Here is a 19,065-nt window from a genome sequence, read left to right on the forward strand (position 1 = left end):
TTCACATTCTCAGAGGTTCTTGGGTCGCGGTGCGAACGCGCTTAGTCTTGGCCACAGCGAAGTATCGGAAGCTGTCTGAGCCGTGCGATGTCTTGTCGTGAAGCGGTTTGTCTTTCCAGCAGCCGCGGTTGTCGTCCCACTCCTTGCGGTAGTTTTCGAGGTGGCCGATGCCTTCTTCGCACTTAGACTCGTCGAATACGCAGAGAGGGAGGATCTCCCGCACCGCCTCGATGCCGGTATCTATGGCCGCCTTTGGAACGACCTGGAACTTGATGGAGTAGCGCTCGCCATCGATCACATATCCCTCTTTGGCAATGTCCTTGCGGCTCTTGGCGTCGCTGCCGAACTCACGGTTCTCGATGTCGTGCGGGCCCCAGTGCTCTGAGTAGGTGTAACCCTTGTCCTTCAGCACATTCATGTAGTGCCGCAGGCCCTCGCCGGAGTTCTCGTAGTAGTCGATGACGTGGTACTGCTCACCAACCTTGCGCACAAACCAAATGGCCGTGGAGTCGCCGACACCGATGTCCCAGAAGGTCATCACCGGCAAGTGGCTGTTGTCTGGTATCGAACCGATGCGCTGAGCGGTATACAGCTTGGTGAACTGCTGGGCGTAGTAGGCTCCTTCGATCGACTGCTGGAATGCTTCAGCCGGTATCGACGGGTACTCCCGCTTCATGTCGTCGCCGAGGGTCTTCTCTTTGGCGCTGTACCAGGCGCGCTGGCCTGGATTCGTGACGATCCCGTGCTTGGCGCCCAGGTCGTCGAAATACTTGGTCAGCCGGTCCGGGATGACGACGTCGGTCGGATCAAGCCAATAGAGCGGGTTCCGCCACCAGCTGAAGAAGAAGAACTTCCAGTCCAGCAGGCCCAGAGGGACGCCGGCCAGTTGCTGCTTCTCGGCAGACTGGCTGTAGTCGAAGAAGTACCCAGCCCGGCCCTCAGCCGTCGATTCGATGGTGACAAAGCACTCAGCAGCCACGGCCTCGAAAGCGCCTGTGACGATCTCACGCGCCTTGTGTGGGAACTTGGCGCAGATCTTCCCGAACTCGGACACATGCAGGTAGCGCAGCGTGCCGCCCCGGAAGGAGGTCGAGACGTACAGCGACCCGCCCTTGCTAAAAACCAGCTCGCCCGCGGCATCGTTGCGCGCAGGGTTGGCGGCTCGGATCTCTTTCGGCAGGTTGTCGTAGGCGTACTTCACCTTTTCCCGGAACAGGCGCTTGGCGTCGTTCAGGGTGTGGGCGATCAGGGCGCACTTGGCCGCTTCGAACAGGGCAGCATCCAGTTGGACGATGCAGACAAGCGTGGTGAAGCCCAACTGCCGGGCCTTGAGGATGATGTTGCGGGTGTGCATCCCCTGGAAGTAGTCGACCTGCTCCTGCGTCATGCGGAAGCGGACCTTCTTGCCCTGCTTGTCCGTGATGAAGTAGAGGTTGTTTAGCCGCCAGAACCGGTCCCGGAGCAATTTCAGGTGCTCGGGCTTCATGATCAGGCGTCCTTCGATAATTCGTCTATCAGGCTCGACAGTTCGTCGGCATCGGCGGACTTCTCCTTCTCGTCCAGGCCGAATGCAGTGCGCTCGAGCACCTGCAGGTTCTTCATGGCCGACGACAGTTGAAAAAGGGTCTTGGCGTTGCTTGGCAGGGCCACTGCGGCGAGCATAGAACTTCGACGGAAGCCGCTTTCGTCGCCGGCGGTCTCGCGTTCAATCTCGTCTTCGATCTCTTCCCGGCGCTGAATGGTATTCAGCAGATCATCCATCAGCAGGTTCGCAAGGTTCGTGGCCTTGCGAATGTCTCGGCGATGACTGCGAACAACCGTCGCGCCCTCTTCCGCCGCCTCTTCGATGATCTCAGCGTCACGCTCCGGGTTCGCGCATTGGTCTTCGCGAACTTCGCCGCGAACCAACTTATTGCGAACCTCTTTGCGCACCTGCTCGGAAAGGTCTCGCTCCCATCCGGCAGCTTTAGCCTTCTTGCGAATTGCGGTGTCGCTTATGCCATTGCGTTCGGCAATGGTCCTGATCGAAAGCGCGCCGGCCCGGTAGGCTCGTTCGATCGCCTCCCAGTCGGGCTGCTTGATATTCATGTCGAATCCTTAGTGGTCGCGGGCGATCTGAACTGTTCGAACCTTACCGCCGGTGTAGATGTCACGCTTCATCGCGGCGCGCACTGCGTCTTCTGCACTTGCCCCCATATCCATGGCAGCCAGGGCGTAGGCCGAACCGCTGCCAATGGCATCAGGGTTGGTCGGGTCGAGTTCCTGCTTCCAGACACCCGTCTTGTCGTCATGGCCAACCATCAGCAGCTTGCCGTCGTGGACTGCATAGCCCGAGCACTCGACAGGAACTGGTGAAGGAGTGCCGAAGTAGGCCGCAATCAGGGCTTTCTCGTCGCACACGGCACCCGACAGGAAGAAGCTGACCCCATCCACTATCTGGCACTTCAGGCAGTCATCAGAAACGATTGCACCGCCACGGGTTTGGCGAGAGTCATAGGCGATCACGCCGTCTTTGTAGGCAATGGTCGTCATAGCTTGGCCTCATCCGGCGGTTCGATCTCGCGATACCTGATAGATCTCTGGGCCTGGGCCGCAAGCTTGTCTGCGTCGACCTCAAGGCCAGCCAGATAGGCGAAGGTGTGCACAGACTGCGCATAGAGCCGGAACCACCAGGGGATATAGACCTGGAGGTAGATTTTCTTGGCCATGGGAGCCACCAGTTTTAGAAACCGCGAGGATCAATCGTGATTTTTGGCTGAATCCTTGCTGCCAATGCCTGGGCAATCTTCGCCTGCAGTTCTTCTATGTTCTGCTGGCCGATATGCAGATCAAGTTCGCTCTTGATCACTTGCTCAACGTCTATGTGACTGAAGTCGATTTTTACCGATACGTTGAGGTGGCGAACGGTCTGGTTCATCAGGAGTCACCAAGAATTTTCAGGCTATCCCCGTCCAAATAGAACGTGACAGTCACTGTTGGACAGGAACCTGGGAGGCTCTCGATGCAAACGCGTTGTTGCCCCGGGAGAAGGTCGCCGTGCTCGGTGTAAAGTGCAAACGGACGAGAATTTTCCTGATCGGCCAGGGACCGGATCATTTCTGCATCGCCAATGGCATGAACATGCACAAGACGAGGAACACGCTTCAGGACCATCTTCACAAGGAGTCACCTTTGAATGGAGTTACAGCGCTTTTTTGGCCAGGGCTACAGCCTCGCTCCAGAAGACCGGGAGCTCATGGCCGAGAGCGGCCAGGATGGATTCCAGTTTGGCGATCAGGTCGGGCGCTGGAGCGACAGTGGACACAACTTCATCAATATCAGCTGCAGGTGCTGCAACGGATGGGAGTTCTACTGGCAGTTCGGACATGGCTGGAGCCTCGTTAAAGAGTTTCGCAATCCATGCGGGGAAAGTGATGCTCGCAAGCTTGGCAAAGGTGGCGCTCACTTACTCACCTTCCTTTCGCTCAAGGTTGTTGAGGCATTGTTCACAGTGCAGGTATCGGCATAGCCATGACTTGACCATTGGCCAGTGGTTGGCAACAAACCAGTGCCTCAGGCCGGCCAATGCAAGCGCTCCGTGAAAGGTGACGCCGGCGGCGCTTGGGCTGAGGAACACGGTATCGCCGCGGGTCGCAATCGCGAATCCGGACACAGCGATGGCTGCGTAGATGATCTTGCCGACAATACCGTCTCTCACCTTGTGGCTCAGTACGCACCACATCGCCCAGATAGCAATGATGGAGATAAAAGCCGTGCTCAATGTTTGAAGGCTCATGAATTAACCCCCTCCGAACTTCGAGCGGATAAGCGCCCAGATGTCGGCGGACTTGATAGCGCGGTTGATGGCGGTCATAAGCGACCCACCGAAGGCTCCCAATAGGAAGCCGACACCAGCCACATTGCTGGGGTCCACGATTCCGAGGTAGGCGCTTACCATCCCGGTCAGATACAGGGCGCAGGCAACACCTGTGATCAGGAAGACCACCCAGGCCCTCCAATCAGTCAAGTCGTCTTTATGCCACCAGCTTGCAACGATGGCCCCAAACAGGCCTGCAATGATCCACTCGGCCCTGTCGAGCACGCGATGAAGGAATTCCATGCGCTCGACCTCTCAGTTGCATGTGTGTTGAATAAAAAAGGCCGCAGTGTGAGCGGCCAAACTGCTGGGGAGCAGCGGATGATAGGTCAGCCCCTGCGGCACTCCCGGCTAGTCGCAACAGGTGTGGAGGAGCTGAAAACAAAAAACCCAGCGGGAAGGCTGGGCTTTGGAATGGGTGCAGATGGCCGGTACTGATCTCCGGCATGAACAGTTCGAAAGCGACCCGTGGGCCCACGGTGTTCAGCGTCGTCACTACGCATCAGTCTGCGCATTCATCTGCATAAAGCAAAAAGCCCGACTCAATGGCCGGGCTTTTAATCATCCATCATCTGCACACGCACGAATGACAGGATGGATAAATACTACGAAATGGCGAAATTTAAAGCAAGCAGTATTTATTCCATCGCTTTGCCGATCTCGGCGGCGGCACGAACGATTGCACGGCGTATCCTCGCCATGTGGTCATGAGGGCCATATTCGCTCTCTGCAGCGCATGCTGAAGGGATTGCTCCATATACGGTTTTTGCTTCTATCCCGCGGCCATCGCAACTCACTATCAGCCCTGTCGCAGCAGCAAGCCTCAATGCATCGCCATCATCGACAAGAGGGTTCCAATAATGGCCGCTACTCCAGTCATTAGGCCCGTAAAAGCTGGCCCCTAGCCGGTCTGCTGGGTCGTCAATTTCTAGACACTCTCCGCCTATCGCCTTAGCCGCCAGCTCCAGCAGTTCGCGGTCGGTCATCATGGCTTTCCTGGTCTTTTGTGGCATCTCTGAAGCTTATGACTCAGCCAAGCAACCATCCGCTCAAGGCGCAGGGCCTTGAATATCGCAGTCTTGAGTTCTTCGGCGGCCCGATGCATGCGAAACCGCTCAAATTCGGCTTGTATGCCCGGACCTAAATATTTCCCTTGCCTATCTTTTTCGAAAACCTGCATACGCATTTTCTCTGAAAATCCATTGAGAAACTGAACCTCAAACTCTTCCTGCGCCTTGTCGCTCATGCCGCTTGCTCCCCAAGTACGCCGGCCGCCTCAAGCAGCAATTGTGCTTCCACCAGCGCATCATCCACAAGACTTTCCAGGGCCTTCTTGATGGCCTTGTTCCAGAGCTGGTAAGTGCGCTCGCTCATTCCCTGGTTGTCCCAGGTGTTCATGTCGTAGTTGGAATCAGCCAGAACGATCATGTCACTGGAGCGGGAACCTGCTTTTTGCTCTTCCTTGGCGTTTGCGCGCCTGATAGCGGCCTTTGCGGCTTCCACGCGCCATGACGGCACACCTTCGTCGAACTCGGGCGTCCTGGCCTTCACAGGCTCCTTGCGCACACCCTTGATCTGAGGGATGGCCCAGGCTGTCACGGCCTTGCGGGTGAAAAGTGCCGGCGCTGGGCTGGTAACGATTGCCACCAAGCGGCCTGTCGCCTCAATTTTGCGCCCGTTGTGAGTGCTGAACTTGGCCGTCAGGGCATTCCAGTGCCGCGGCGAAAGTTGCGCATGGAGAACCTTGTGCACCATGCAATCGATCAGCAACGCGGCATCCTTGCCTGTGATTTCACCTTTCAGCTTGCTGGCCTGCACCTTTGGCTCAAAGTCGCACCCACCGGCCGAGTTGATGGTTTCGGCGGCCAGAGCCCGAACAACAGCGGATATCACGTTGCGATAGATCATGCTGCCACCTCTTTCAACATTGAGGGATGTACGGTGTGACGGGCCACTTCTCCGTGTTGGCGGTGAAGAACGATGGCCTTCATGTTCTGGCGCGATCTCCAGCCGCCGGCGTGGGCGTAACTGTCACCTGGTGCCAGCGTATTGAAAGACTCGACTGTGCAGCCTGGGTACTCCTTTTTGCTTTCGTGGTGAATGTGGCCTGTCCACCAATAGCGATGTTCTGTATCCCCCCAGTCCTTGGCACGATCGGTGGCCATGACGCCTGGAAGCTTGTCAGCTTTGCTGGTGTGACCGTGGTGCATGCCGATCAAGTTGTTGCCCCAACGGTAATAGCTGAAAACGCTTGGCGAGGTTTCGACGGTGACACGCGGCTCATTGGCGTAGAGATGGGCAAACAGTCGGCTCAACCACACGGCACCGGTTTCGTCATGGTTGCCGATGACGTGCACGACGTGGACGCTCTTGTGCTTCGTCAGGGCCGACTCAACGCACTGGCGCATGGCTAGGATGAGGATGTCCACCATCTTTGCGTAGCGGCTGTCTGCGTCGAGGTGATGCCCACTGCGCGGGGTAATGGCTGCCATGGAGTCATAGTGCGCAGCATCACCGAGGTTCACGATGATTGCCGTCTCAGTTGCCGGCGCCGAATCTACCAATGAGGCCATGGCGGCGCAGTGAGTGCGCTCGGCGATGCTCAGGTCCCAGTCCTCCCCGCATTCCTCGGCCCATATGTATTCCCCGAAATGAGGATCCCCAATTGGGTAAGCCGTCATCAGGTCGGGCAGGTAGGTGCCAGCGAAGGGACGCGGCTGTACCTGGGGCAAGTCCTTGACCGCGGCTTCACATGAGGCCCGAATGAGGGCCTCTAATGCTTCGGTATCGGTATTGGTCTTTACCCAAGAGAGCAACGGCTCAGCCTCACCGCGGCGCATGAGCTGGGACGTGCCCTTGATCTTCAGAAACGGCGGGAGCTTCGTCTCGATATGCATTTCCGGGATGTGCCCACGCAGCGCCATCCTCGCCTTGCGCTTGGACAGAGTTCTTGGGTGCAGACCCAAATGCTCTGCCGCGGCAGCATGGGTCATTGTCTCAAGCGCTTCTATGATCTGCTCGTCGGTGACCTTTTGCTCATTCATTGTGCGGCTCCGGCGATGGTGTAGTGCGTCGGTTCTTTGTCTTCGTGAATCGCTTTCAGTCGCGCGACATGAGGCGTAAGCGAATTGATCAACTGCCTGTAGCCGCCAGGGTGCATTCGGTCGTCATTGAGCTTTCCAGCAGCCTCTGCGTCGACAATGATTGCGAGGCAAGCAAGCGCATGAGCCAAATGCGGGAGGCCGCTGTCAGGGTCGACAGCCTCCCCTTCGAACCATGCATTAAGGTGCCGACTGGCTGCGTCGTAGTAGATCGAGGCGCGAACACCGACGGCGCGGAAGTTCGAACGACCGTACTTCAGCATTCCATCAAGAAGGCCCAGGCTTCCAAGCGCTGTGGCAGTTACTGGCCAAAGGTGCAGCGGCAACTTCCCGCTACCGATCAGGTCTTTTGGGTTGGTCGGCTTGGTATCGGTCATGCTGCTGCCCCTTTGCGGTGGAATTTTGAGTCATACCAGCGGTAGAAGAACTGGGCCGCCGTAATGCCGATCGATCCACCGAAGCCGGAGACGATCAGGAAGTAACCGGTGGAGATGTTTGAATGCGCTACCGCCCAGATGTAGGCGAACTGCGCCAAGGTGATCATCCAGCTCACGAAGAATCCGGCGATGATCTTGTCGTCGCGCAAGAGCTTGCTATTCAGCCCAAGCAGGAACACCTGAAAGAACGCTGAGACGAATACAATCGGAACTTGCAGTTCAGGGCTCATGCTGCCTTCCCCTGTTTCGATTCAAAATGGTCGATGCATGCCGCCTTCGCCTTGTCCAGTTCCTTGCCCGAGTGCAGGATTTTCCCTTTCGGGCAACGGACCACGTAGGCGTGGCCGACCGCCAGGGCGTACTTGCTGATCAGGTAGCCCTCATCGGATGAAATGCAGTTCTTGCTGACTGGCTTCCAGTTCATGCCGCGCTCCTCCGAGATAGCTTCTGTTCGCATTTCTTGCAGCGATCCCAGTTTCCAGGCTCAAACATCGGCATCTTGTCCGTGCTGACTGCATCGATACCGCACAGAGAGCGCCAGAAGTACGCACGTCCGTGCGAAGTGATGGCCGGGTAAGCCTTGTCCTGGCTGTAGTAGTGGGCTTTGCCTGTAATGGGAAACATCGGCTTAAGCCAGCCCCTTGATGGCCTGCTTGCACCGCCAGTGATTTGCGCAATCTGGGTCATGCTGCCTGCCCCTTCTTGAGTTCTTTGAGCTTTGTCCGGTATTCGGCGGTGATGGCTTTTAGCTGTTCTGTTTCGTGCTTGCGTGGCGCGTGGTCTGCCTCAAGAGCCTCGACCGCTTCCAGGCCAATGCGCGCGATCAACCCGTCGCGGAATCCTTGCGAAACCGTTATGCCTTTGCGGGCGTATTTGGATGAGCCGGCATTACAGCTTTTGCACTGAAGCCAGATGTTGGTCGGCTCCAGGCGCAACTCTGGCCGGGCTCCCTTGCCGAGGAAGTGGCCGGCATCAAATGCCCCGCCGGTCTTCCACCCCTGGGCTGCGAGGATCGACTCCTGCGACTCACCGCAGCTGATGCACCCACTGCCGATGCTCAGCTCGTAGGTGCGCCGGTAATCGCGGACTGCTTTCTCGGCGTCCTTGAGGTGGTCAGTGCGACTTTTCAGGGCCTCCTTGCGAACCTGGATCTCTTTGCGCTCAATCAGGGCCAGCGACTTGCGCGCCTTCTCCTGGTTCACGTCCTTGATCGCCAGGCCGCAGGCCCAACTGCAGACCTTTTGAGCTCTCGAGAATGTGGGGACGAATGAGGCCCCGCATGCAGGGTTCTTGCAGGTCTTGGGCTTAGTTTTTTTGGTGGTGAGGCTCATGCACGCTCCTCCCAATCCCAGTGGAGCTTTGGATTTACCGGGGGAATGCATTCGAGTGTCTGGAGGTTCAGCAGAGTGAAATGTCCGTCCATCCAACCAGCTGTGTCGATGTGGTAGACGTTGCCGAGGATCGCGGGCTGCCGCAGCGGCGTATGACCTACGATCACAGCCCTTATGCCAGCCACGCCTCCAGTGTTTTCTTCAGTGATGCGCTTCCTTGACCATTGAAGCATCGCCGCAGTGTGTTCAGCTTCAGCAGTCGGGCCAGCGAGCGCTTTCAACATCTCCTCCCAGCTATCACGTGGCACATCGGCGTGAACGATCCCAATGAGGCCATGAGCCGTCTCGACCTCAATCACCAGAGGCAAGTCCTGAAGGATGCTTGCGTAGCAGCCCTGCTCCACGCTGGAAAGCCCGTAAAACCATTGGCCACCGTTGATGAAGTGCATCCCGCACTGATCACTGGCGCGCCCAGCCGTATGCGAATCAATCGTCATCTGCTCGTGGTTGCCCCGAACCGCATGAAACCAAGGCTTGCGGAGAACCCATTCATCTACATCAAGCGACTCTGGTCCGCGATCAACTAAGTCACCAACGCTGAAAAGCCGGTCAACCGCAGGATCGAATTCGATCGTCTCCAGCGCCGACTGCAACCGAGTGAAGTGCCCGTGAATGTCGCCAACCGCGAAATCTCGGCCTGCAGTGTTGAGCTTAAATCTCTTTATCTGGCTCATGCTGCTTGCTCCCACTGCTCGGGCATCTGGCCCTTAGGTTCGCAAAAGCGCCATGTATGGCCTTTGTGAGATTTGATCTTCCCAGCACAGCAGCGGCTAATGCTGCAGCTAGAAAATCCAGCGCGAACTGCATCCATTCCGCTTTGGAAAAATGTCTCTGCGCCAGTAGCAATTTCAGTCGCGATGACTGCTTTCGAGGCTTTGCTTGCAGAGCCAAACTTTCCAAGGCCATTGGCCTTTCGTCCGTTATTAGAGAACCCATGGGCAACATTTTCGGAGTGCGTTACCCATTCAAGATTCTCTGCTCGGTTATCTGTGCGAATGCCATTTTTGTGATTGACGATCAGGCCTTCTTTGAACCCAGAGCAAAAGGCTAGAGCTACAAGCTGATGAACAGAGCGCCTATCCTTTTTAGATAGAGACACCTGCAAGTAACCAGTTCTCTTGACAGGAAACGCCTTAAGCACTTTGCCAGACAGGAATCTTTCACAAGCTGACGATCTTTGGCTGCCCGCTTGAAAAACCATCCGATCCTTGCTGCGCACCAATCCAGATGAACAGACTTCGTACCCAGGGCAGAACGAAATTTCTTTCCAGATATCAGCCATCAGTACCGCCCTCCCCAGTTGTCTTTCTGCGTCCAACGCACCTGGTGCTCGGCACCGAAGGCATGAACCCATTCGATCAGTTCTCCGCACTGTTTCACGGTGAGCTTGCTTGTGCGCTCGTAGATGACGTCGAAACCGTTGCCGTCTACCGCAGGGATCATCTGGGGCTTATCTCCCGTCTCGCGCAGCCAGGCGGCGGTCAGCAGGCGCTTCCAGATCAAGACATCCCACTTCTTTCCGGCGTGTTCGACCTGGGCAGCGATATCGGCCAGAGCAGCGTGCAGCGCCTTGTTCTGCTCCATGCTGCGGTCCACGTCAGTGATGGCCAGCTTCTTGGGCTTGGCCAGGTCAAGCCCGGCGATGTAGCCCATCGCCTTGGTGCGGTCTGATTCGTTGCGGATCTGGAGGTTGGTCATGGCTGCTCTCCCTTGGACAGGGCGGCGCGGGCGGCATCAACGTAGATTGACTCGCCAGGCTCAAGGTCGCTCCAATGCTCAAGCAGCGGCTTGAGAGCTTGGCGCAGCGCCTTGTTCTCGGCCTGGAAACGCTCAGAAGCCTCCTTGTAGGTCTTCGCGTCGATGGCCTTGAACTCAAGTGCACCCTCAAGGCGTTCGTTCTCGGCCTTGAGCTGGGCGATGCTCGCTTCCTGTCTGCGGATGCGCGATGCCGCCGCCAAAAGAACAATGGCGAATGGATCGTTGTCGCCATGGTCCGAGTTTTCCTGAAACGCCTGGGCGTTATCGCCCAGCTCCTTGATCAGGTCTTCAGCCAGCCAGTCATGCGGGCCTCTAAGGCTCTCAATCTCGGCGACCATTTCTGCAACCGTCTCAGGGTCGAGATAGTCGTACAGGTCGGAAATCCTCCGTCCGAAGTCTTCTGCATCTGCGCAGTTCGATTCTTTACAGCCATCTACCAGCCGCTTCAGTTCGGTGTAGTCAGTCATCAGAAACGCTCCTTGCTCGCATAGCGCTTGGAAAGTGGGGTGACTTTTGCGGGGGCCTCAATAGGCTCCGGCTTCCATCCAGCGGCAAGGTTTTCAAATCGGTTGTACTGGCCCAGGAAAGCCGCCCGAACGGTCCCTGTTTCAACGTCGCGACCTTTGCCAACGATGATTTCAGCAACGCCTTTCGAGTCGCTGTTCTCGTGGTAGACCTCATCGCGGTAGACAAACAGGATCACGTCGGCGTCCTGCTCGATGGCGCCGGATTCGCGAAGGTCGGAAGGTACTGGGCGCTTGTTGGGGCGCTCTTCACATTTGCGGGAAAGCTGGCTCAGCAGGACAACTGGAACACCCAGTTCCCGAGCAAGTAGCTTGCAGCCACGGCTGATACTGCTGACCTCTTCAGTACGGTTTCCGCCCTCGCCTTCCATCAGCTGCAGGTAGTCGATCATCAGAATGTCCAAGCCGTAACGCATCTTGTGCCGGCGGGCCAGTGAGCGAATTCGGCCAACGGTGGCCCCGGCGCGGTCAGCGATGAACAGCTTGGCTTTCTTGAGCTTGGCAACGGCCATGCCTAGGCTCTCACCATGGCTTTGGCATGCAGTACCGTTCTTGATCAGGTTGAGCGGGATACGGCCCTCTGAGGCTGTGGCGCGGTCAATGAGCTGGCCCTTGCTCATCTCCAGGCTCACAACCAAGCCCGACTTGCCCTGGCGCACAGCAGCGTCAACAACAAAGCCCATGGCCAAGGTTGTTTTGCCCATGGCTGGACGGCCAGCAACGATGATCAATTGCTCTGGCTGCAGACCGCCCAGCTTTTCGTCCAGGTCATCCAGTCCAGTAGAAAGGCCGATCAGCGTCTGTCCGCTTGCATGGCGGTCGTGACGCTCTTGCCAGACTTCAAGCTGGTCAACCAGCACGTCAGAGGCTTTCACCACTTCGTCAGCACCAGAGCCGCTGTCGATGGCCATCGCTGCCGTTTGAATCGCGGAGATCTTGGCCTGGGTATCCTGGTCGCTCTGGGAGATGTCCATGGCATGGCTGCCCAGGTCGTACAGCGCCCGGTCAATGGCACGTTCCCGAATAATCCCAGCGTAAGTCGCGGCACTCGCTACGCTTGGGGTGTTCTTCACAATCTCGGCGCAGTAGGCCAGCGCATTGTCGCCGTTGGGCAAGCAAGTGATCTGGTCAGAAACCGTCAGGAAGTCCACAGACTTGCCAGCAGACCGAACAGCCATGATGCCGCGGTAAACCTCAGCGTTCTCAGGGAAGTAAAACGCTTCGGCTGATAGGTCGTCGCTCAGGGTGTCGATCAGCTCAGGGCGCTGCATCATCGCGCCCAGCAGGCCGTGTTCGGCCTCGATGCTGTAAGGATCACGCATTGTAATTGCCCTCCACGACCTTCACGAAGTTGCTCGGGGCAATCAGCCAGTCGAACGTGGCGCGAAATGACTTGGAGCCATGGCGGCCAGGTACCCGGCCCATCAGGAAGTCAGAGGTTTTGACCTGGAAGAAGTATTCAGCCCAGAACTGCAGGTCGCGGTGTACTTCGCTCTCGCGCCACCGGGCTTGCAGGGAGCGCTTGCGGCCATCGTTCAGGATTGCCACCGCTGGCAGCTCAGGCAGCGCTGAGTGGTACAAGTCGACAATGGCCTGATACGGGCAAGACTCCATGGCCGGCTTCTGCCGAGAAATCTTTTCGGGTTGATCAGGTTGGCGCTCGGCGTCAACGACTACTCCGTCAGGAGTAATATTTGTATTTATGTCTTTATTGTGTGGTGGAAACGCCACTAAGGACGTGGTGGAAACGCCACACTGTGGCGTTGGTTTCTTCTCAGCTTTACGGTTGTTTTTAGCGTCGATTCTCCACTCATGCGAAGGCGAAATACCGATAGGCGCCTTGCTGCCTCCGTTGCGGTATATGACGCGCTGACGCAAAAGCTCACCGATGATGCGGGAAACGTCCTCGCGATGAATGCCGGCCATCTCAGCGATGAAGGAAGCGGCAATACGTGCGCTTTCCAGGTTGTAGCCAGCCGTCTGACGATGGATTGCCAGGGCAACACGAAGCTCGCGCCCCGATAGATCGGCCCGTATCAGGGCCTCGTAAAGGTCGTTGTCCATCCGGGTGAATCCCCCGGGAGATCGTGAATTGAGTTGGATGATGTTGCTCATGCCGCGCTTCCTTTCGCCGTATTGAGAGAGGCCTTCAAGTGATCCAGGCATTCGCGCCGGAACTTGGTCTTGGAATCGCGGGTGTACTGAAAGCGCACCATGCGAGCGGCGTACATCGCTGCTGACTGGTGGAAGCTCTGAACGTGCGACACGTTTTCAGAATCAGCAAAACGTGTCGCCACATTTGGGTGGCTATTGCCTGAATCGTTCTGTATATGCATAATCGTGTCCATCAGGTGGTATCGAATTAGCCGGGGCGCAATCCCGGCTTTTTTGTGCCCAGAATTCGGGCGGCCTTTTCAGCCCCTCTGCATCACTTTTCAGGGCCTTTTGAGTCCCTTTCGGGATCTCGCTTTGTTACTGGTAGGAGCCGTACTTTTCGGGCTCCTCTTGGCCTGGTCTTCTCGATCAGCGCTTCCCTTCCCAAGCTCGCTGCGTACTGCTCTGGCGTGACGCCTTCTTTCTTTGCCAGCCGCTCAAGCTTTTCGTAGAGATGCCCATCGATCCCATGGCAGATCGTGGTTTCGGGCACAGAGGCCTCCTTTAGGGACTTCAGGCCATGTGGCGTGGAGCGGTAACATCTTGCTCAACGATGCTTTCCAGCTTCTCCTCGACGCACATGCGGACGAAGACAGCGAGTTGCAGCTTGTGAAGTCGCGCCACGGCCTTCAAAGCCTCATAAGTCTCATCGTCGTAACGAGACTTGATTTCCCGATCCTTCAGGTGGCGGTTGTTGTCGTACATGCGTTACTCCTGGTTTTCAGAAAGGGTTAAGCGGCGGTGTTCTTCTGCGCCTGGGTCGGATCGTCAGAACGAACGGCCTTGAGGGCCCCGTCTGATTCCTTCTCCAGAACGCATTGCATTGGGTACGAGAAGCCACCCGCGGCGCGGCACTGAGAAACGCGGCTTCCGGTCACTCCAAGCGCGTCACCAATCGCTTTGCCAGAGCCGAAGTGCTTCAGGGCGTCGTCATAGGTCATATTGGTTCTCCGGTTACATGAATCGGAGTTTAGAGATCTAAACATGAGAAGGCAAGGTATCTAAACAAGCTGACGTTTAGAATCCTAAATATGGAATTCAAAGACAGACTCAAGGCACGCATGAAGGCCCAAGGCTTAAATGCAACAGCCCTTCACAAAGCGACTGGGGCCTCCAAGGGCACCATCAGCTTTTGGGTGAACGGGATAAACGGCGCCACTGGCAAAAACCTGCTGGCCTTAGCCAAGGCATTGAAGTGTTCACCTGAGTGGCTGGCCACTGGCCGTGGCGAACCTGAAATAGGAAACCCTGGAGCGCCAGAAGCAAACCTTGAGCTCCTTGGTGATCTTTCCGTATGGGATGAGGGCGACCCACTAGACGAAGATGATTGCGAAGTGCCTTACTACGCTGAAGTCGAATTTGCCGGCGGAGACGGTATGACGGAAGTCGTAGAGGTTGCAGATCGGAAGCTGCGGTTCAGTAATGCAACGCTGCGCGCAGCGGGTGTTGATTGCGCCAGCGCCGCCGTTGCAAGAGTCAAAGGCCGAAGCATGGAGCGCCTGATCATGGATGGCGCGGCAATCGGATTTGATATGAGCGATACATCAATCATTGATGGCGAGATCTATGCTTTCAATCATGGCGGAATGCTCAGAGTGAAATACCTCTATCGCCTCCCCCAGGGTTCTATAAGGATCAGCAGCGAGAACGGCGATGATTATCCTGATGAGATTATGACTGCTGAATCCTGGCGCGAAGAGACCAACATGCTCGGTCGCGTATTCTGGTGGTCAACCGTTCGCAGGTCCCCACGCAAGAGATAGCCTCTCCCTCCCCCATAAGCCCGCGATTTGCGGGCTTTTTTTCGCCCCGACTAAATTCGCACGAAAAGAAAGTTTAGATTCCTAAATTTTTCGCTTGACGCAATCTGTTTAGTTTTCTAAATTCACACCCATCGCAGCGACACAGTCCCTGCGAAGGGCCTCAAGAGACCCGCCGCTCTTTAGCGACACCCCTTGCCGGATCACCACCGGCCTAGATTCGAAGGCAGCGATGAACCGGCCTCAACGGTTCAGAGGGTTGGCAACTGACCCGGGTGTGCAGCGTAAAGCACCGTAATCAGTTATCTGGCGGGGAGGTCCGCGGCCGGAGTCAACAACGAGAGGAAGCCCAGGGCTGTCGCCAGTCGCGAGCCCGGGATTTCACCAGGTGCCATTCCACGAGTGGCATCTGGGAAATCAACCGGAGGGATTCACGATGTTCAACATGGCAACCATGGCGGCTGATGAATGCCGCGAAGACGCTCAAGAGCGCATCTACTACCGCTGGATCGACAAGGCTTCCGAGCTGCTCGGTCACGAGGTCGCGCTGGGCTCGCAGGAAGAAAGCGACCTGCATGACCTTTACGCCGATAGCTGCACCCCGTCCGAGGCTGTGACTGAGCTGCTGGCCCAGGCGGAACTGGCTCGCGCTGCATGACCGGCGATTCACTGAAGCACCTGGGCGACCGGGTGCTTTGGGAATCCACTGGAGGAACACAGGATGAACAAGGTCATTCGAATCACCCTGCGCGGCGAGCTGCAGTTGTTCACCGACAGCGACCTGGGCGCCTGCATTCGCGAAGCGAACCGGCTCAACACCGAACGCGGCTACCGCAACGGCGTGTGTGTGGTCGAGATGGAAGATGGGCAGCGCATGACAGCCGCCGACTGCAAGGAGGCCGCATGAGCCTGCGCGACCAGGGCTTCAAGTTCTGCATAAGCCCGTACAACAAGCAAGGCCAATGGCTGCACCCTACGGTGTTTAAGGTCATGCATCCCGACTGGACGGACGTCACGGAATGGCCGACTGAGCAACTGGTGGCCTACCTGATGCCGGTGCCTGAGCAGCAAGAGCTGTTCGCAGCATGACGATTTCACTGGCTGGCCTTGGCGACAGGGCCAGACGGGAAATCAACCGCCCTGGAGGGCGAGGATATGCCCACAAAAGCTTATCAATGTGGATCGTGTTGCGAGGTCCACGAGTTCTATCACGAGGCGGAAAGCTGCTGTCAGCCAGCAGTCGATGAGGGCTGGTCGTGTGATGTCTGCAACGACTTCCATAGTGAAAAGGAAGACGCTGCGAAATGCTGTATCAAGCTGGTCAAGAAGAAATCCGCCGAATCACTCCAATGCCCATCATGCTTGCGCGTCCAGTCACTGATGCAACTGGTAGCAGAGATTGAAGTGGCTGCGCACTGCTCAGAGTGCAACCCGCATTACAGCAGCGACGAATCATTCAAGATTGCTGATCTGGTTGATCGGCGAGTTGAAGAGAAAATCGAGCAAGCGCTTTAAGCCGGAGGCCTGTCGCCAGCAGCGAGCCCGGGCCGAGGGATGCTGATTCATCCCTGGTTTTACAAATGCCTCCACAACCCCTGGAGGCATTCGAAAGCCACGAACGGAGCAGGACCATGACCAAGCAAGCACTCGTACAGAAAGCCCGGTCTGCGAACCGCGACATCATCGCCCACGTCCAGGCTGGTCGGTTCTGGGCAGCAGATCTCGCAGCAAATACCCGCGACGCGGCGATGGCCGAAGCGCGCAACGCCTAACCTTACGAAAGGAATACCAACATGAGCGCACAAAAGAACACTCCACCAGCTATCGGCGAAATCTGGCCAGGTCAGGGCGGCATCTACGGCGGTCTTCGTCAGTATCCAGAAGGTCTTTGCCACATCATCTTCGCAGCGGAAGACGTTCCTGGGCGCCATCAGTACGGCGACTATGGTGTTTCGGTGAAGGCTGAAAGCCGCACTGATGGCCGAGCAAATACGGCGGTGATGATCGAGCGCGAAGGTAAGCACCCTGCCGCCATTGAGGCCGCTGGCTACACAGCCGACGGACACAAGGACTTCTATCTGCCATCCATTGGGGAGCTCCATCACGTCTGGCAGTACATTCCTGAATCGTTTGCGACCGATTGGTACTACTGGTCGAGCTCGCAGTACTCAGCCAACTACGCCTACACCGTGGACTTTGAAGATGGCTGGCTCGACGACAACGGCAAGGACGGCGTACGTCTTGTCCGTCCTGTCCGCAGATTCCTTCAGTAATTCAATTCTTCAATTGCTTCTGAACAACCAGCGCCAAACGTGAGCCTCACGCTAACTGCCCGATCCCTGGTGAGCCAGGACGCATCGGAGGTAGGCCTGCCAATTTCGAAAGAGTCACTAGCCGACGCGCGGCTCGGTATAGAACCCGGCAGAAAGGTAGTCATGTAGTGAACCGCGACTAGCTCATGACGTAGGCCTACCTCCGATGCGGAAGAGTCCATACCGCGAAAGCGGCCCCCTGCATCAAACGAGCATCAGCGACTTCAGGACGCTCTGCTCTTCCAGCCAACTGGAGAATCACATGCTCCTACTGTTCCTGATCGGCGCAGCGCTTAGCCATGTGCGGCCAGAACCGCAAGGCAAGGCGGCACTGCCAACCGATCCACCCACCTTGATCCGAGAAAAGCCCCGACTGAGACGCGGGGCACCAGCGTTCTGGCGCTGACTGTCCCGCCCAAAACAACAGGAACCCACAAGAGCACGGCATCTGAGAAAGCCCCGAACGTCCAACGGGGCTTTCTTTATTGCGAACCACCAGATTGGAGGTGTGGATGAACATCAACAGCTCCTACGTTGTTTGTTTGCTTGATTACGATCCCTCCAACGGCGCTATGTACTGGAAGCCCAGGCAGCCTCACCAGGTTAATTGCCAAAAAGCTCTTAATAGCTGGAACAGGAAGTACGCTGGAAAGCGAGCTGGCTCGGCAAACAGCGACGGTTACGAGGTGATACGTGTTGGCGGAAATCAATTCCGTACCAACCGACTAGTTTGGGAACTGCACCATGGGCCTATCCCGGATGGAATGCAGATAGACCACATAAATGGCGATCGCCGGGACAACCGTGCCGCCAACCTGCGCGCTGTAACAATTACCGAAAATAACCGGAACATGAGGCTTTCGCACCGCAACACCAGCGGCCTGCATGGGGTCGTGTTCCTTCATCGCTACAACAGATTTCAGGCCACGATAGTCGTGGACAAGAAGCATATCCACCTCGGCTATCACAAGACCCTGATTGAAGCGGCAGCGGCCAGGAAGTCGGCAGAGTTTTGCCATGGCTTCCACCAAAACCACGGCCGCTGACGCTGTGTAACCCGCCACCTTGGAGGCGACCATGCAAACAGCAATGCAGATTTGCCAAGACCGGCACGACAGCAAGTTGCCGGCGGAACATGCCGAGTACGACGAGCAGGACGCCGCCGAGGTGGCCCAGGTGCTGGCGATGGAATCGGAACTTGTGCCGTTCTTCGACAAACGCGCGACCAGATCCCACGGCCACATCTCTGGCTTCGCGCTGAACGCCAGCGAGGCGATGGCCCAGGCCGCGGGGCACGAATGCTTCGACGTGCAGCTAGCGCTGGCCGTCGGTGCCGGCAACTACGAACTGGCCCGCGCCATCTTCGACAAGTGCTTTATGCCAGTCCTGCAGGCCGAAGCCCTGCACATGGTCGTCAATGCTCGGCGTGCCGAGCGGGTGGTGTGGGAATGAGCCGGAAACACCAAACCGCCGTGGACATGATCGAGGCCAGGTTTCAGGCGCTGATCGCCAAAAGCACCTGCTGCCTGCACGCCGAGACGGATATGGCCATCGAGATGGCCTATGCCCTGGGCGCCATCAGCCTGGAAGAGCACCGCCACTACGTTGCCCGCCGCCACCGAATCCTCGAGCGCGAACACGCTGAGTTCGCGGCCCGATTTGCGAGGTCCGCATGACGATCACTGTGAAGAATTGCCAAGAACTGGCCAGGGCCCTGCAGATGCGGGGCTTTTTATTGGTCGCCGATCTACCCAGGCCGCTGCGCATCGATA

The 19,065-nt window shown here is 57.1% G+C and carries 38 protein-coding genes; 10 read left to right on the forward strand and 28 right to left on the reverse strand.

Annotated elements, in window-relative coordinates; genetic code table 11:
* Nucleotide 1: 1 nt before the first annotated feature.
* The 28 genes from BLV47_RS19655 to BLV47_RS19785 all read right to left on the reverse strand — a co-directional run bounded on the left by BLV47_RS19655 (nucleotide 2) and on the right by BLV47_RS19785 (nucleotide 14,162).
* Entirely contained in the window at nucleotides 2-1,486 is a 1,485-nt protein-coding gene (locus tag BLV47_RS19655) for a terminase large subunit (RefSeq protein ID WP_092316345.1), read from the reverse strand.
* Nucleotides 1,487-1,488: 2 nt separating this feature from the next.
* A complete protein-coding gene (locus BLV47_RS19660) occupies nucleotides 1,489-2,088 on the reverse strand; it encodes a hypothetical protein (protein WP_092316347.1) in 600 nt (199 codons plus the stop codon).
* A 9-nt stretch (nucleotides 2,089-2,097) separates the two neighbouring features.
* On the reverse strand, nucleotides 2,098-2,532 hold the full coding sequence (locus BLV47_RS19665) for an Ntn hydrolase family protein (protein WP_092316349.1): 435 nt from the start codon (nucleotides 2,530-2,532) through the stop codon (nucleotides 2,098-2,100).
* Nucleotides 2,529-2,708, reverse strand: coding sequence for a hypothetical protein (locus BLV47_RS19670; RefSeq protein ID WP_092316351.1), 180 nt, complete (start codon nucleotides 2,706-2,708; stop codon nucleotides 2,529-2,531). Before BLV47_RS19670 ends, BLV47_RS19665 begins: the two co-directional genes overlap by 4 nt.
* 14 nt (nucleotides 2,709-2,722) lie before the next feature.
* Nucleotides 2,723-2,917 carry a hypothetical protein gene (locus BLV47_RS19675; protein WP_092316353.1) on the reverse strand — a complete coding sequence of 65 codons (195 nt, stop codon included), beginning with the start codon at nucleotides 2,915-2,917 and terminating at the stop codon, nucleotides 2,723-2,725.
* The gene (locus BLV47_RS35620) at nucleotides 2,917-3,159 is read right to left on the reverse strand and encodes a hypothetical protein (protein ID WP_143038298.1); all 243 of its coding nucleotides are present in this window, start codon (nucleotides 3,157-3,159) and stop codon (nucleotides 2,917-2,919) included. Before BLV47_RS35620 ends, BLV47_RS19675 begins: the two co-directional genes overlap by 1 nt.
* Before the next feature lie 22 nt (nucleotides 3,160-3,181).
* Nucleotides 3,182-3,445, reverse strand: coding sequence for a hypothetical protein (locus BLV47_RS19680; RefSeq protein WP_092316355.1), 264 nt, complete (start codon nucleotides 3,443-3,445; stop codon nucleotides 3,182-3,184).
* A complete protein-coding gene (locus BLV47_RS19685; protein ID WP_092316357.1) occupies nucleotides 3,446-3,775 on the reverse strand; it encodes a hypothetical protein in 330 nt (109 codons plus the stop codon).
* Between the two features lie 3 nt (nucleotides 3,776-3,778).
* Nucleotides 3,779-4,099: an MFS transporter gene (locus BLV47_RS19690; protein ID WP_092316359.1), complete on the reverse strand. Its 321-nt coding sequence runs from the start codon at nucleotides 4,097-4,099 to the stop codon at nucleotides 3,779-3,781.
* A gap of 395 nt (nucleotides 4,100-4,494) precedes the next feature.
* Nucleotides 4,495-4,842, reverse strand: a complete 348-nt coding sequence (locus BLV47_RS19695) for a hypothetical protein (RefSeq protein WP_092316361.1) — start codon at nucleotides 4,840-4,842, stop codon at nucleotides 4,495-4,497.
* Entirely contained in the window at nucleotides 4,842-5,102 is a 261-nt protein-coding gene (locus tag BLV47_RS19700; protein ID WP_092316363.1) for a hypothetical protein, read from the reverse strand. The genes BLV47_RS19695 and BLV47_RS19700 overlap by 1 nt, the downstream gene beginning before the upstream one ends.
* Complete coding sequence (locus BLV47_RS19705) at nucleotides 5,099-5,764, reverse strand: hypothetical protein (protein WP_092316365.1); 666 nt, start codon at nucleotides 5,762-5,764, stop codon at nucleotides 5,099-5,101. Before BLV47_RS19705 ends, BLV47_RS19700 begins: the two co-directional genes overlap by 4 nt.
* Nucleotides 5,761-6,900 carry an oxidoreductase gene (locus BLV47_RS19710; RefSeq protein WP_092316367.1) on the reverse strand — a complete coding sequence of 380 codons (1,140 nt, stop codon included), beginning with the start codon at nucleotides 6,898-6,900 and terminating at the stop codon, nucleotides 5,761-5,763. The genes BLV47_RS19705 and BLV47_RS19710 overlap by 4 nt, the downstream gene beginning before the upstream one ends.
* A complete protein-coding gene (locus BLV47_RS19715) occupies nucleotides 6,897-7,334 on the reverse strand; it encodes a dATP/dGTP diphosphohydrolase domain-containing protein (RefSeq protein WP_208605282.1) in 438 nt (145 codons plus the stop codon). The genes BLV47_RS19710 and BLV47_RS19715 overlap by 4 nt, the downstream gene beginning before the upstream one ends.
* The gene (locus BLV47_RS19720) at nucleotides 7,331-7,624 is read right to left on the reverse strand and encodes a hypothetical protein (protein WP_092316369.1); all 294 of its coding nucleotides are present in this window, start codon (nucleotides 7,622-7,624) and stop codon (nucleotides 7,331-7,333) included. Before BLV47_RS19720 ends, BLV47_RS19715 begins: the two co-directional genes overlap by 4 nt.
* The gene (locus tag BLV47_RS19725) at nucleotides 7,621-7,818 is read right to left on the reverse strand and encodes a hypothetical protein (RefSeq protein ID WP_092316371.1); all 198 of its coding nucleotides are present in this window, start codon (nucleotides 7,816-7,818) and stop codon (nucleotides 7,621-7,623) included. The genes BLV47_RS19720 and BLV47_RS19725 overlap by 4 nt, the downstream gene beginning before the upstream one ends.
* A complete protein-coding gene (locus BLV47_RS19730) occupies nucleotides 7,815-8,081 on the reverse strand; it encodes a hypothetical protein (protein ID WP_092316373.1) in 267 nt (88 codons plus the stop codon). Before BLV47_RS19730 ends, BLV47_RS19725 begins: the two co-directional genes overlap by 4 nt.
* The gene (locus BLV47_RS19735; RefSeq protein ID WP_092316375.1) at nucleotides 8,078-8,725 is read right to left on the reverse strand and encodes a recombination protein NinG; all 648 of its coding nucleotides are present in this window, start codon (nucleotides 8,723-8,725) and stop codon (nucleotides 8,078-8,080) included. Before BLV47_RS19735 ends, BLV47_RS19730 begins: the two co-directional genes overlap by 4 nt.
* The gene (locus BLV47_RS19740) at nucleotides 8,722-9,459 is read right to left on the reverse strand and encodes a metallophosphoesterase (RefSeq protein ID WP_092316377.1); all 738 of its coding nucleotides are present in this window, start codon (nucleotides 9,457-9,459) and stop codon (nucleotides 8,722-8,724) included. Before BLV47_RS19740 ends, BLV47_RS19735 begins: the two co-directional genes overlap by 4 nt.
* Entirely contained in the window at nucleotides 9,456-10,067 is a 612-nt protein-coding gene (locus BLV47_RS19745) for an NUMOD4 motif-containing HNH endonuclease (RefSeq protein ID WP_092316379.1), read from the reverse strand. The genes BLV47_RS19740 and BLV47_RS19745 overlap by 4 nt, the downstream gene beginning before the upstream one ends.
* The gene (locus BLV47_RS19750) at nucleotides 10,067-10,483 is read right to left on the reverse strand and encodes a recombination protein NinB (RefSeq protein ID WP_092316381.1); all 417 of its coding nucleotides are present in this window, start codon (nucleotides 10,481-10,483) and stop codon (nucleotides 10,067-10,069) included. The genes BLV47_RS19745 and BLV47_RS19750 overlap by 1 nt, the downstream gene beginning before the upstream one ends.
* The gene (locus BLV47_RS19755; RefSeq protein ID WP_092316383.1) at nucleotides 10,480-11,010 is read right to left on the reverse strand and encodes a hypothetical protein; all 531 of its coding nucleotides are present in this window, start codon (nucleotides 11,008-11,010) and stop codon (nucleotides 10,480-10,482) included. Before BLV47_RS19755 ends, BLV47_RS19750 begins: the two co-directional genes overlap by 4 nt.
* Nucleotides 11,010-12,389: a replicative DNA helicase gene (dnaB, locus tag BLV47_RS19760; protein WP_092316385.1), complete on the reverse strand. Its 1,380-nt coding sequence runs from the start codon at nucleotides 12,387-12,389 to the stop codon at nucleotides 11,010-11,012. Before dnaB ends, BLV47_RS19755 begins: the two co-directional genes overlap by 1 nt.
* Nucleotides 12,382-13,182 carry a replication protein gene (locus tag BLV47_RS19765; protein WP_092316387.1) on the reverse strand — a complete coding sequence of 267 codons (801 nt, stop codon included), beginning with the start codon at nucleotides 13,180-13,182 and terminating at the stop codon, nucleotides 12,382-12,384. Before BLV47_RS19765 ends, dnaB begins: the two co-directional genes overlap by 8 nt.
* On the reverse strand, nucleotides 13,179-13,415 hold the full coding sequence (locus BLV47_RS19770) for a hypothetical protein (protein WP_143038299.1): 237 nt from the start codon (nucleotides 13,413-13,415) through the stop codon (nucleotides 13,179-13,181). The genes BLV47_RS19765 and BLV47_RS19770 overlap by 4 nt, the downstream gene beginning before the upstream one ends.
* A gap of 80 nt (nucleotides 13,416-13,495) precedes the next feature.
* Complete coding sequence (locus BLV47_RS19775) at nucleotides 13,496-13,714, reverse strand: hypothetical protein (RefSeq protein WP_026019993.1); 219 nt, start codon at nucleotides 13,712-13,714, stop codon at nucleotides 13,496-13,498.
* Between the two features lie 20 nt (nucleotides 13,715-13,734).
* Nucleotides 13,735-13,926, reverse strand: coding sequence for a hypothetical protein (locus BLV47_RS19780; RefSeq protein ID WP_019093286.1), 192 nt, complete (start codon nucleotides 13,924-13,926; stop codon nucleotides 13,735-13,737).
* A 26-nt stretch (nucleotides 13,927-13,952) separates the two neighbouring features.
* Nucleotides 13,953-14,162 (reverse strand): helix-turn-helix domain-containing protein, encoded by a 210-nt coding sequence (locus BLV47_RS19785; RefSeq protein ID WP_092316391.1) that lies wholly within the window; start codon nucleotides 14,160-14,162, stop codon nucleotides 13,953-13,955.
* Nucleotides 14,163-14,252: 90 nt separating this feature from the next.
* Here BLV47_RS19785 and BLV47_RS19790 point away from each other — a divergent pair, with 90 nt between their 5' ends.
* The 10 genes from BLV47_RS19790 (at nucleotide 14,253) to BLV47_RS19825 (ending at nucleotide 18,969) form a co-directional block, all read left to right on the forward strand.
* The gene (locus BLV47_RS19790; RefSeq protein WP_092316393.1) at nucleotides 14,253-14,984 is read left to right on the forward strand and encodes a S24 family peptidase; all 732 of its coding nucleotides are present in this window, start codon (nucleotides 14,253-14,255) and stop codon (nucleotides 14,982-14,984) included.
* A gap of 433 nt (nucleotides 14,985-15,417) precedes the next feature.
* A complete protein-coding gene (locus BLV47_RS19795) occupies nucleotides 15,418-15,639 on the forward strand; it encodes a hypothetical protein (protein ID WP_092316395.1) in 222 nt (73 codons plus the stop codon).
* Nucleotides 15,640-15,702: 63 nt separating this feature from the next.
* Nucleotides 15,703-15,888, forward strand: coding sequence for a hypothetical protein (locus BLV47_RS19800; RefSeq protein ID WP_092316397.1), 186 nt, complete (start codon nucleotides 15,703-15,705; stop codon nucleotides 15,886-15,888).
* On the forward strand, nucleotides 15,885-16,070 hold the full coding sequence (locus tag BLV47_RS19805; protein ID WP_092316399.1) for a hypothetical protein: 186 nt from the start codon (nucleotides 15,885-15,887) through the stop codon (nucleotides 16,068-16,070). The genes BLV47_RS19800 and BLV47_RS19805 overlap by 4 nt, the downstream gene beginning before the upstream one ends.
* A gap of 66 nt (nucleotides 16,071-16,136) precedes the next feature.
* Nucleotides 16,137-16,496 (forward strand): hypothetical protein, encoded by a 360-nt coding sequence (locus BLV47_RS35625; RefSeq protein WP_143038300.1) that lies wholly within the window; start codon nucleotides 16,137-16,139, stop codon nucleotides 16,494-16,496.
* 116 nt (nucleotides 16,497-16,612) lie between these two features.
* On the forward strand, nucleotides 16,613-16,753 hold the full coding sequence (locus tag BLV47_RS36255; protein WP_167365675.1) for a hypothetical protein: 141 nt from the start codon (nucleotides 16,613-16,615) through the stop codon (nucleotides 16,751-16,753).
* 21 nt (nucleotides 16,754-16,774) lie between these two features.
* Nucleotides 16,775-17,254 carry an Lcl C-terminal domain-containing protein gene (locus BLV47_RS19810; protein WP_092316401.1) on the forward strand — a complete coding sequence of 160 codons (480 nt, stop codon included), beginning with the start codon at nucleotides 16,775-16,777 and terminating at the stop codon, nucleotides 17,252-17,254.
* A 551-nt stretch (nucleotides 17,255-17,805) separates the two neighbouring features.
* Nucleotides 17,806-18,339, forward strand: a complete 534-nt coding sequence (locus BLV47_RS19815) for an HNH endonuclease (RefSeq protein ID WP_092316403.1) — start codon at nucleotides 17,806-17,808, stop codon at nucleotides 18,337-18,339.
* A gap of 31 nt (nucleotides 18,340-18,370) precedes the next feature.
* Entirely contained in the window at nucleotides 18,371-18,745 is a 375-nt protein-coding gene (locus tag BLV47_RS19820; RefSeq protein WP_143038301.1) for a hypothetical protein, read from the forward strand.
* Nucleotides 18,742-18,969: a hypothetical protein gene (locus BLV47_RS19825; RefSeq protein WP_143038302.1), complete on the forward strand. Its 228-nt coding sequence runs from the start codon at nucleotides 18,742-18,744 to the stop codon at nucleotides 18,967-18,969. Before BLV47_RS19820 ends, BLV47_RS19825 begins: the two co-directional genes overlap by 4 nt.
* The last annotated feature ends 96 nt before the right edge of the window (nucleotides 18,970-19,065 follow it).

Source organism: Pseudomonas saponiphila, assembly GCF_900105185.1.
GTDB classification, from domain to species: domain Bacteria; phylum Pseudomonadota; class Gammaproteobacteria; order Pseudomonadales; family Pseudomonadaceae; genus Aquipseudomonas; species Aquipseudomonas saponiphila.

Coding starts and splice junctions, on each gene's coding strand:
- BLV47_RS19655 (WP_092316345.1), bottom strand. CDS start 1,486: ATGAAGCCCGAGCACCTGAAATTGCTCCGGGACCGGTTCTGGCGGCTA.
- BLV47_RS19660 (WP_092316347.1), bottom strand. CDS start 2,088: ATGAATATCAAGCAGCCCGACTGGGAGGCGATCGAACGAGCCTACCGG.
- BLV47_RS19665 (WP_092316349.1), bottom strand. CDS start 2,532: ATGACGACCATTGCCTACAAAGACGGCGTGATCGCCTATGACTCTCGC.
- BLV47_RS19670 (WP_092316351.1), bottom strand. CDS start 2,708: ATGGCCAAGAAAATCTACCTCCAGGTCTATATCCCCTGGTGGTTCCGG.
- BLV47_RS19675 (WP_092316353.1), bottom strand. CDS start 2,917: ATGAACCAGACCGTTCGCCACCTCAACGTATCGGTAAAAATCGACTTC.
- BLV47_RS19685 (WP_092316357.1), bottom strand. CDS start 3,775: ATGAGCCTTCAAACATTGAGCACGGCTTTTATCTCCATCATTGCTATC.
- BLV47_RS19690 (WP_092316359.1), bottom strand. CDS start 4,099: ATGGAATTCCTTCATCGCGTGCTCGACAGGGCCGAGTGGATCATTGCA.
- BLV47_RS19695 (WP_092316361.1), bottom strand. CDS start 4,842: ATGACCGACCGCGAACTGCTGGAGCTGGCGGCTAAGGCGATAGGCGGA.
- BLV47_RS19700 (WP_092316363.1), bottom strand. CDS start 5,102: ATGAGCGACAAGGCGCAGGAAGAGTTTGAGGTTCAGTTTCTCAATGGA.
- BLV47_RS19705 (WP_092316365.1), bottom strand. CDS start 5,764: ATGATCTATCGCAACGTGATATCCGCTGTTGTTCGGGCTCTGGCCGCC.
- BLV47_RS19710 (WP_092316367.1), bottom strand. CDS start 6,900: ATGAATGAGCAAAAGGTCACCGACGAGCAGATCATAGAAGCGCTTGAG.
- BLV47_RS19715 (WP_208605282.1), bottom strand. CDS start 7,334: ATGACCGATACCAAGCCGACCAACCCAAAAGACCTGATCGGTAGCGGG.
- BLV47_RS19720 (WP_092316369.1), bottom strand. CDS start 7,624: ATGAGCCCTGAACTGCAAGTTCCGATTGTATTCGTCTCAGCGTTCTTT.
- BLV47_RS19725 (WP_092316371.1), bottom strand. CDS start 7,818: ATGAACTGGAAGCCAGTCAGCAAGAACTGCATTTCATCCGATGAGGGC.
- BLV47_RS19730 (WP_092316373.1), bottom strand. CDS start 8,081: ATGACCCAGATTGCGCAAATCACTGGCGGTGCAAGCAGGCCATCAAGG.
- BLV47_RS19735 (WP_092316375.1), bottom strand. CDS start 8,725: ATGAGCCTCACCACCAAAAAAACTAAGCCCAAGACCTGCAAGAACCCT.
- BLV47_RS19740 (WP_092316377.1), bottom strand. CDS start 9,459: ATGAGCCAGATAAAGAGATTTAAGCTCAACACTGCAGGCCGAGATTTC.
- BLV47_RS19745 (WP_092316379.1), bottom strand. CDS start 10,067: ATGGCTGATATCTGGAAAGAAATTTCGTTCTGCCCTGGGTACGAAGTC.
- BLV47_RS19750 (WP_092316381.1), bottom strand. CDS start 10,483: ATGACCAACCTCCAGATCCGCAACGAATCAGACCGCACCAAGGCGATG.
- BLV47_RS19755 (WP_092316383.1), bottom strand. CDS start 11,010: ATGACTGACTACACCGAACTGAAGCGGCTGGTAGATGGCTGTAAAGAA.
- dnaB (WP_092316385.1), bottom strand. CDS start 12,389: ATGCGTGATCCTTACAGCATCGAGGCCGAACACGGCCTGCTGGGCGCG.
- BLV47_RS19765 (WP_092316387.1), bottom strand. CDS start 13,182: ATGAGCAACATCATCCAACTCAATTCACGATCTCCCGGGGGATTCACC.
- BLV47_RS19770 (WP_143038299.1), bottom strand. CDS start 13,415: ATGGACACGATTATGCATATACAGAACGATTCAGGCAATAGCCACCCA.
- BLV47_RS19780 (WP_019093286.1), bottom strand. CDS start 13,926: ATGTACGACAACAACCGCCACCTGAAGGATCGGGAAATCAAGTCTCGT.
- BLV47_RS19785 (WP_092316391.1), bottom strand. CDS start 14,162: ATGACCTATGACGACGCCCTGAAGCACTTCGGCTCTGGCAAAGCGATT.
- BLV47_RS19790 (WP_092316393.1), top strand. CDS start 14,253: ATGGAATTCAAAGACAGACTCAAGGCACGCATGAAGGCCCAAGGCTTA.
- BLV47_RS19795 (WP_092316395.1), top strand. CDS start 15,418: ATGTTCAACATGGCAACCATGGCGGCTGATGAATGCCGCGAAGACGCT.
- BLV47_RS19800 (WP_092316397.1), top strand. CDS start 15,703: ATGAACAAGGTCATTCGAATCACCCTGCGCGGCGAGCTGCAGTTGTTC.
- BLV47_RS19805 (WP_092316399.1), top strand. CDS start 15,885: ATGAGCCTGCGCGACCAGGGCTTCAAGTTCTGCATAAGCCCGTACAAC.
- BLV47_RS35625 (WP_143038300.1), top strand. CDS start 16,137: ATGCCCACAAAAGCTTATCAATGTGGATCGTGTTGCGAGGTCCACGAG.
- BLV47_RS36255 (WP_167365675.1), top strand. CDS start 16,613: ATGACCAAGCAAGCACTCGTACAGAAAGCCCGGTCTGCGAACCGCGAC.
- BLV47_RS19810 (WP_092316401.1), top strand. CDS start 16,775: ATGAGCGCACAAAAGAACACTCCACCAGCTATCGGCGAAATCTGGCCA.
- BLV47_RS19815 (WP_092316403.1), top strand. CDS start 17,806: ATGAACATCAACAGCTCCTACGTTGTTTGTTTGCTTGATTACGATCCC.
- BLV47_RS19820 (WP_143038301.1), top strand. CDS start 18,371: ATGCAAACAGCAATGCAGATTTGCCAAGACCGGCACGACAGCAAGTTG.
- BLV47_RS19825 (WP_143038302.1), top strand. CDS start 18,742: ATGAGCCGGAAACACCAAACCGCCGTGGACATGATCGAGGCCAGGTTT.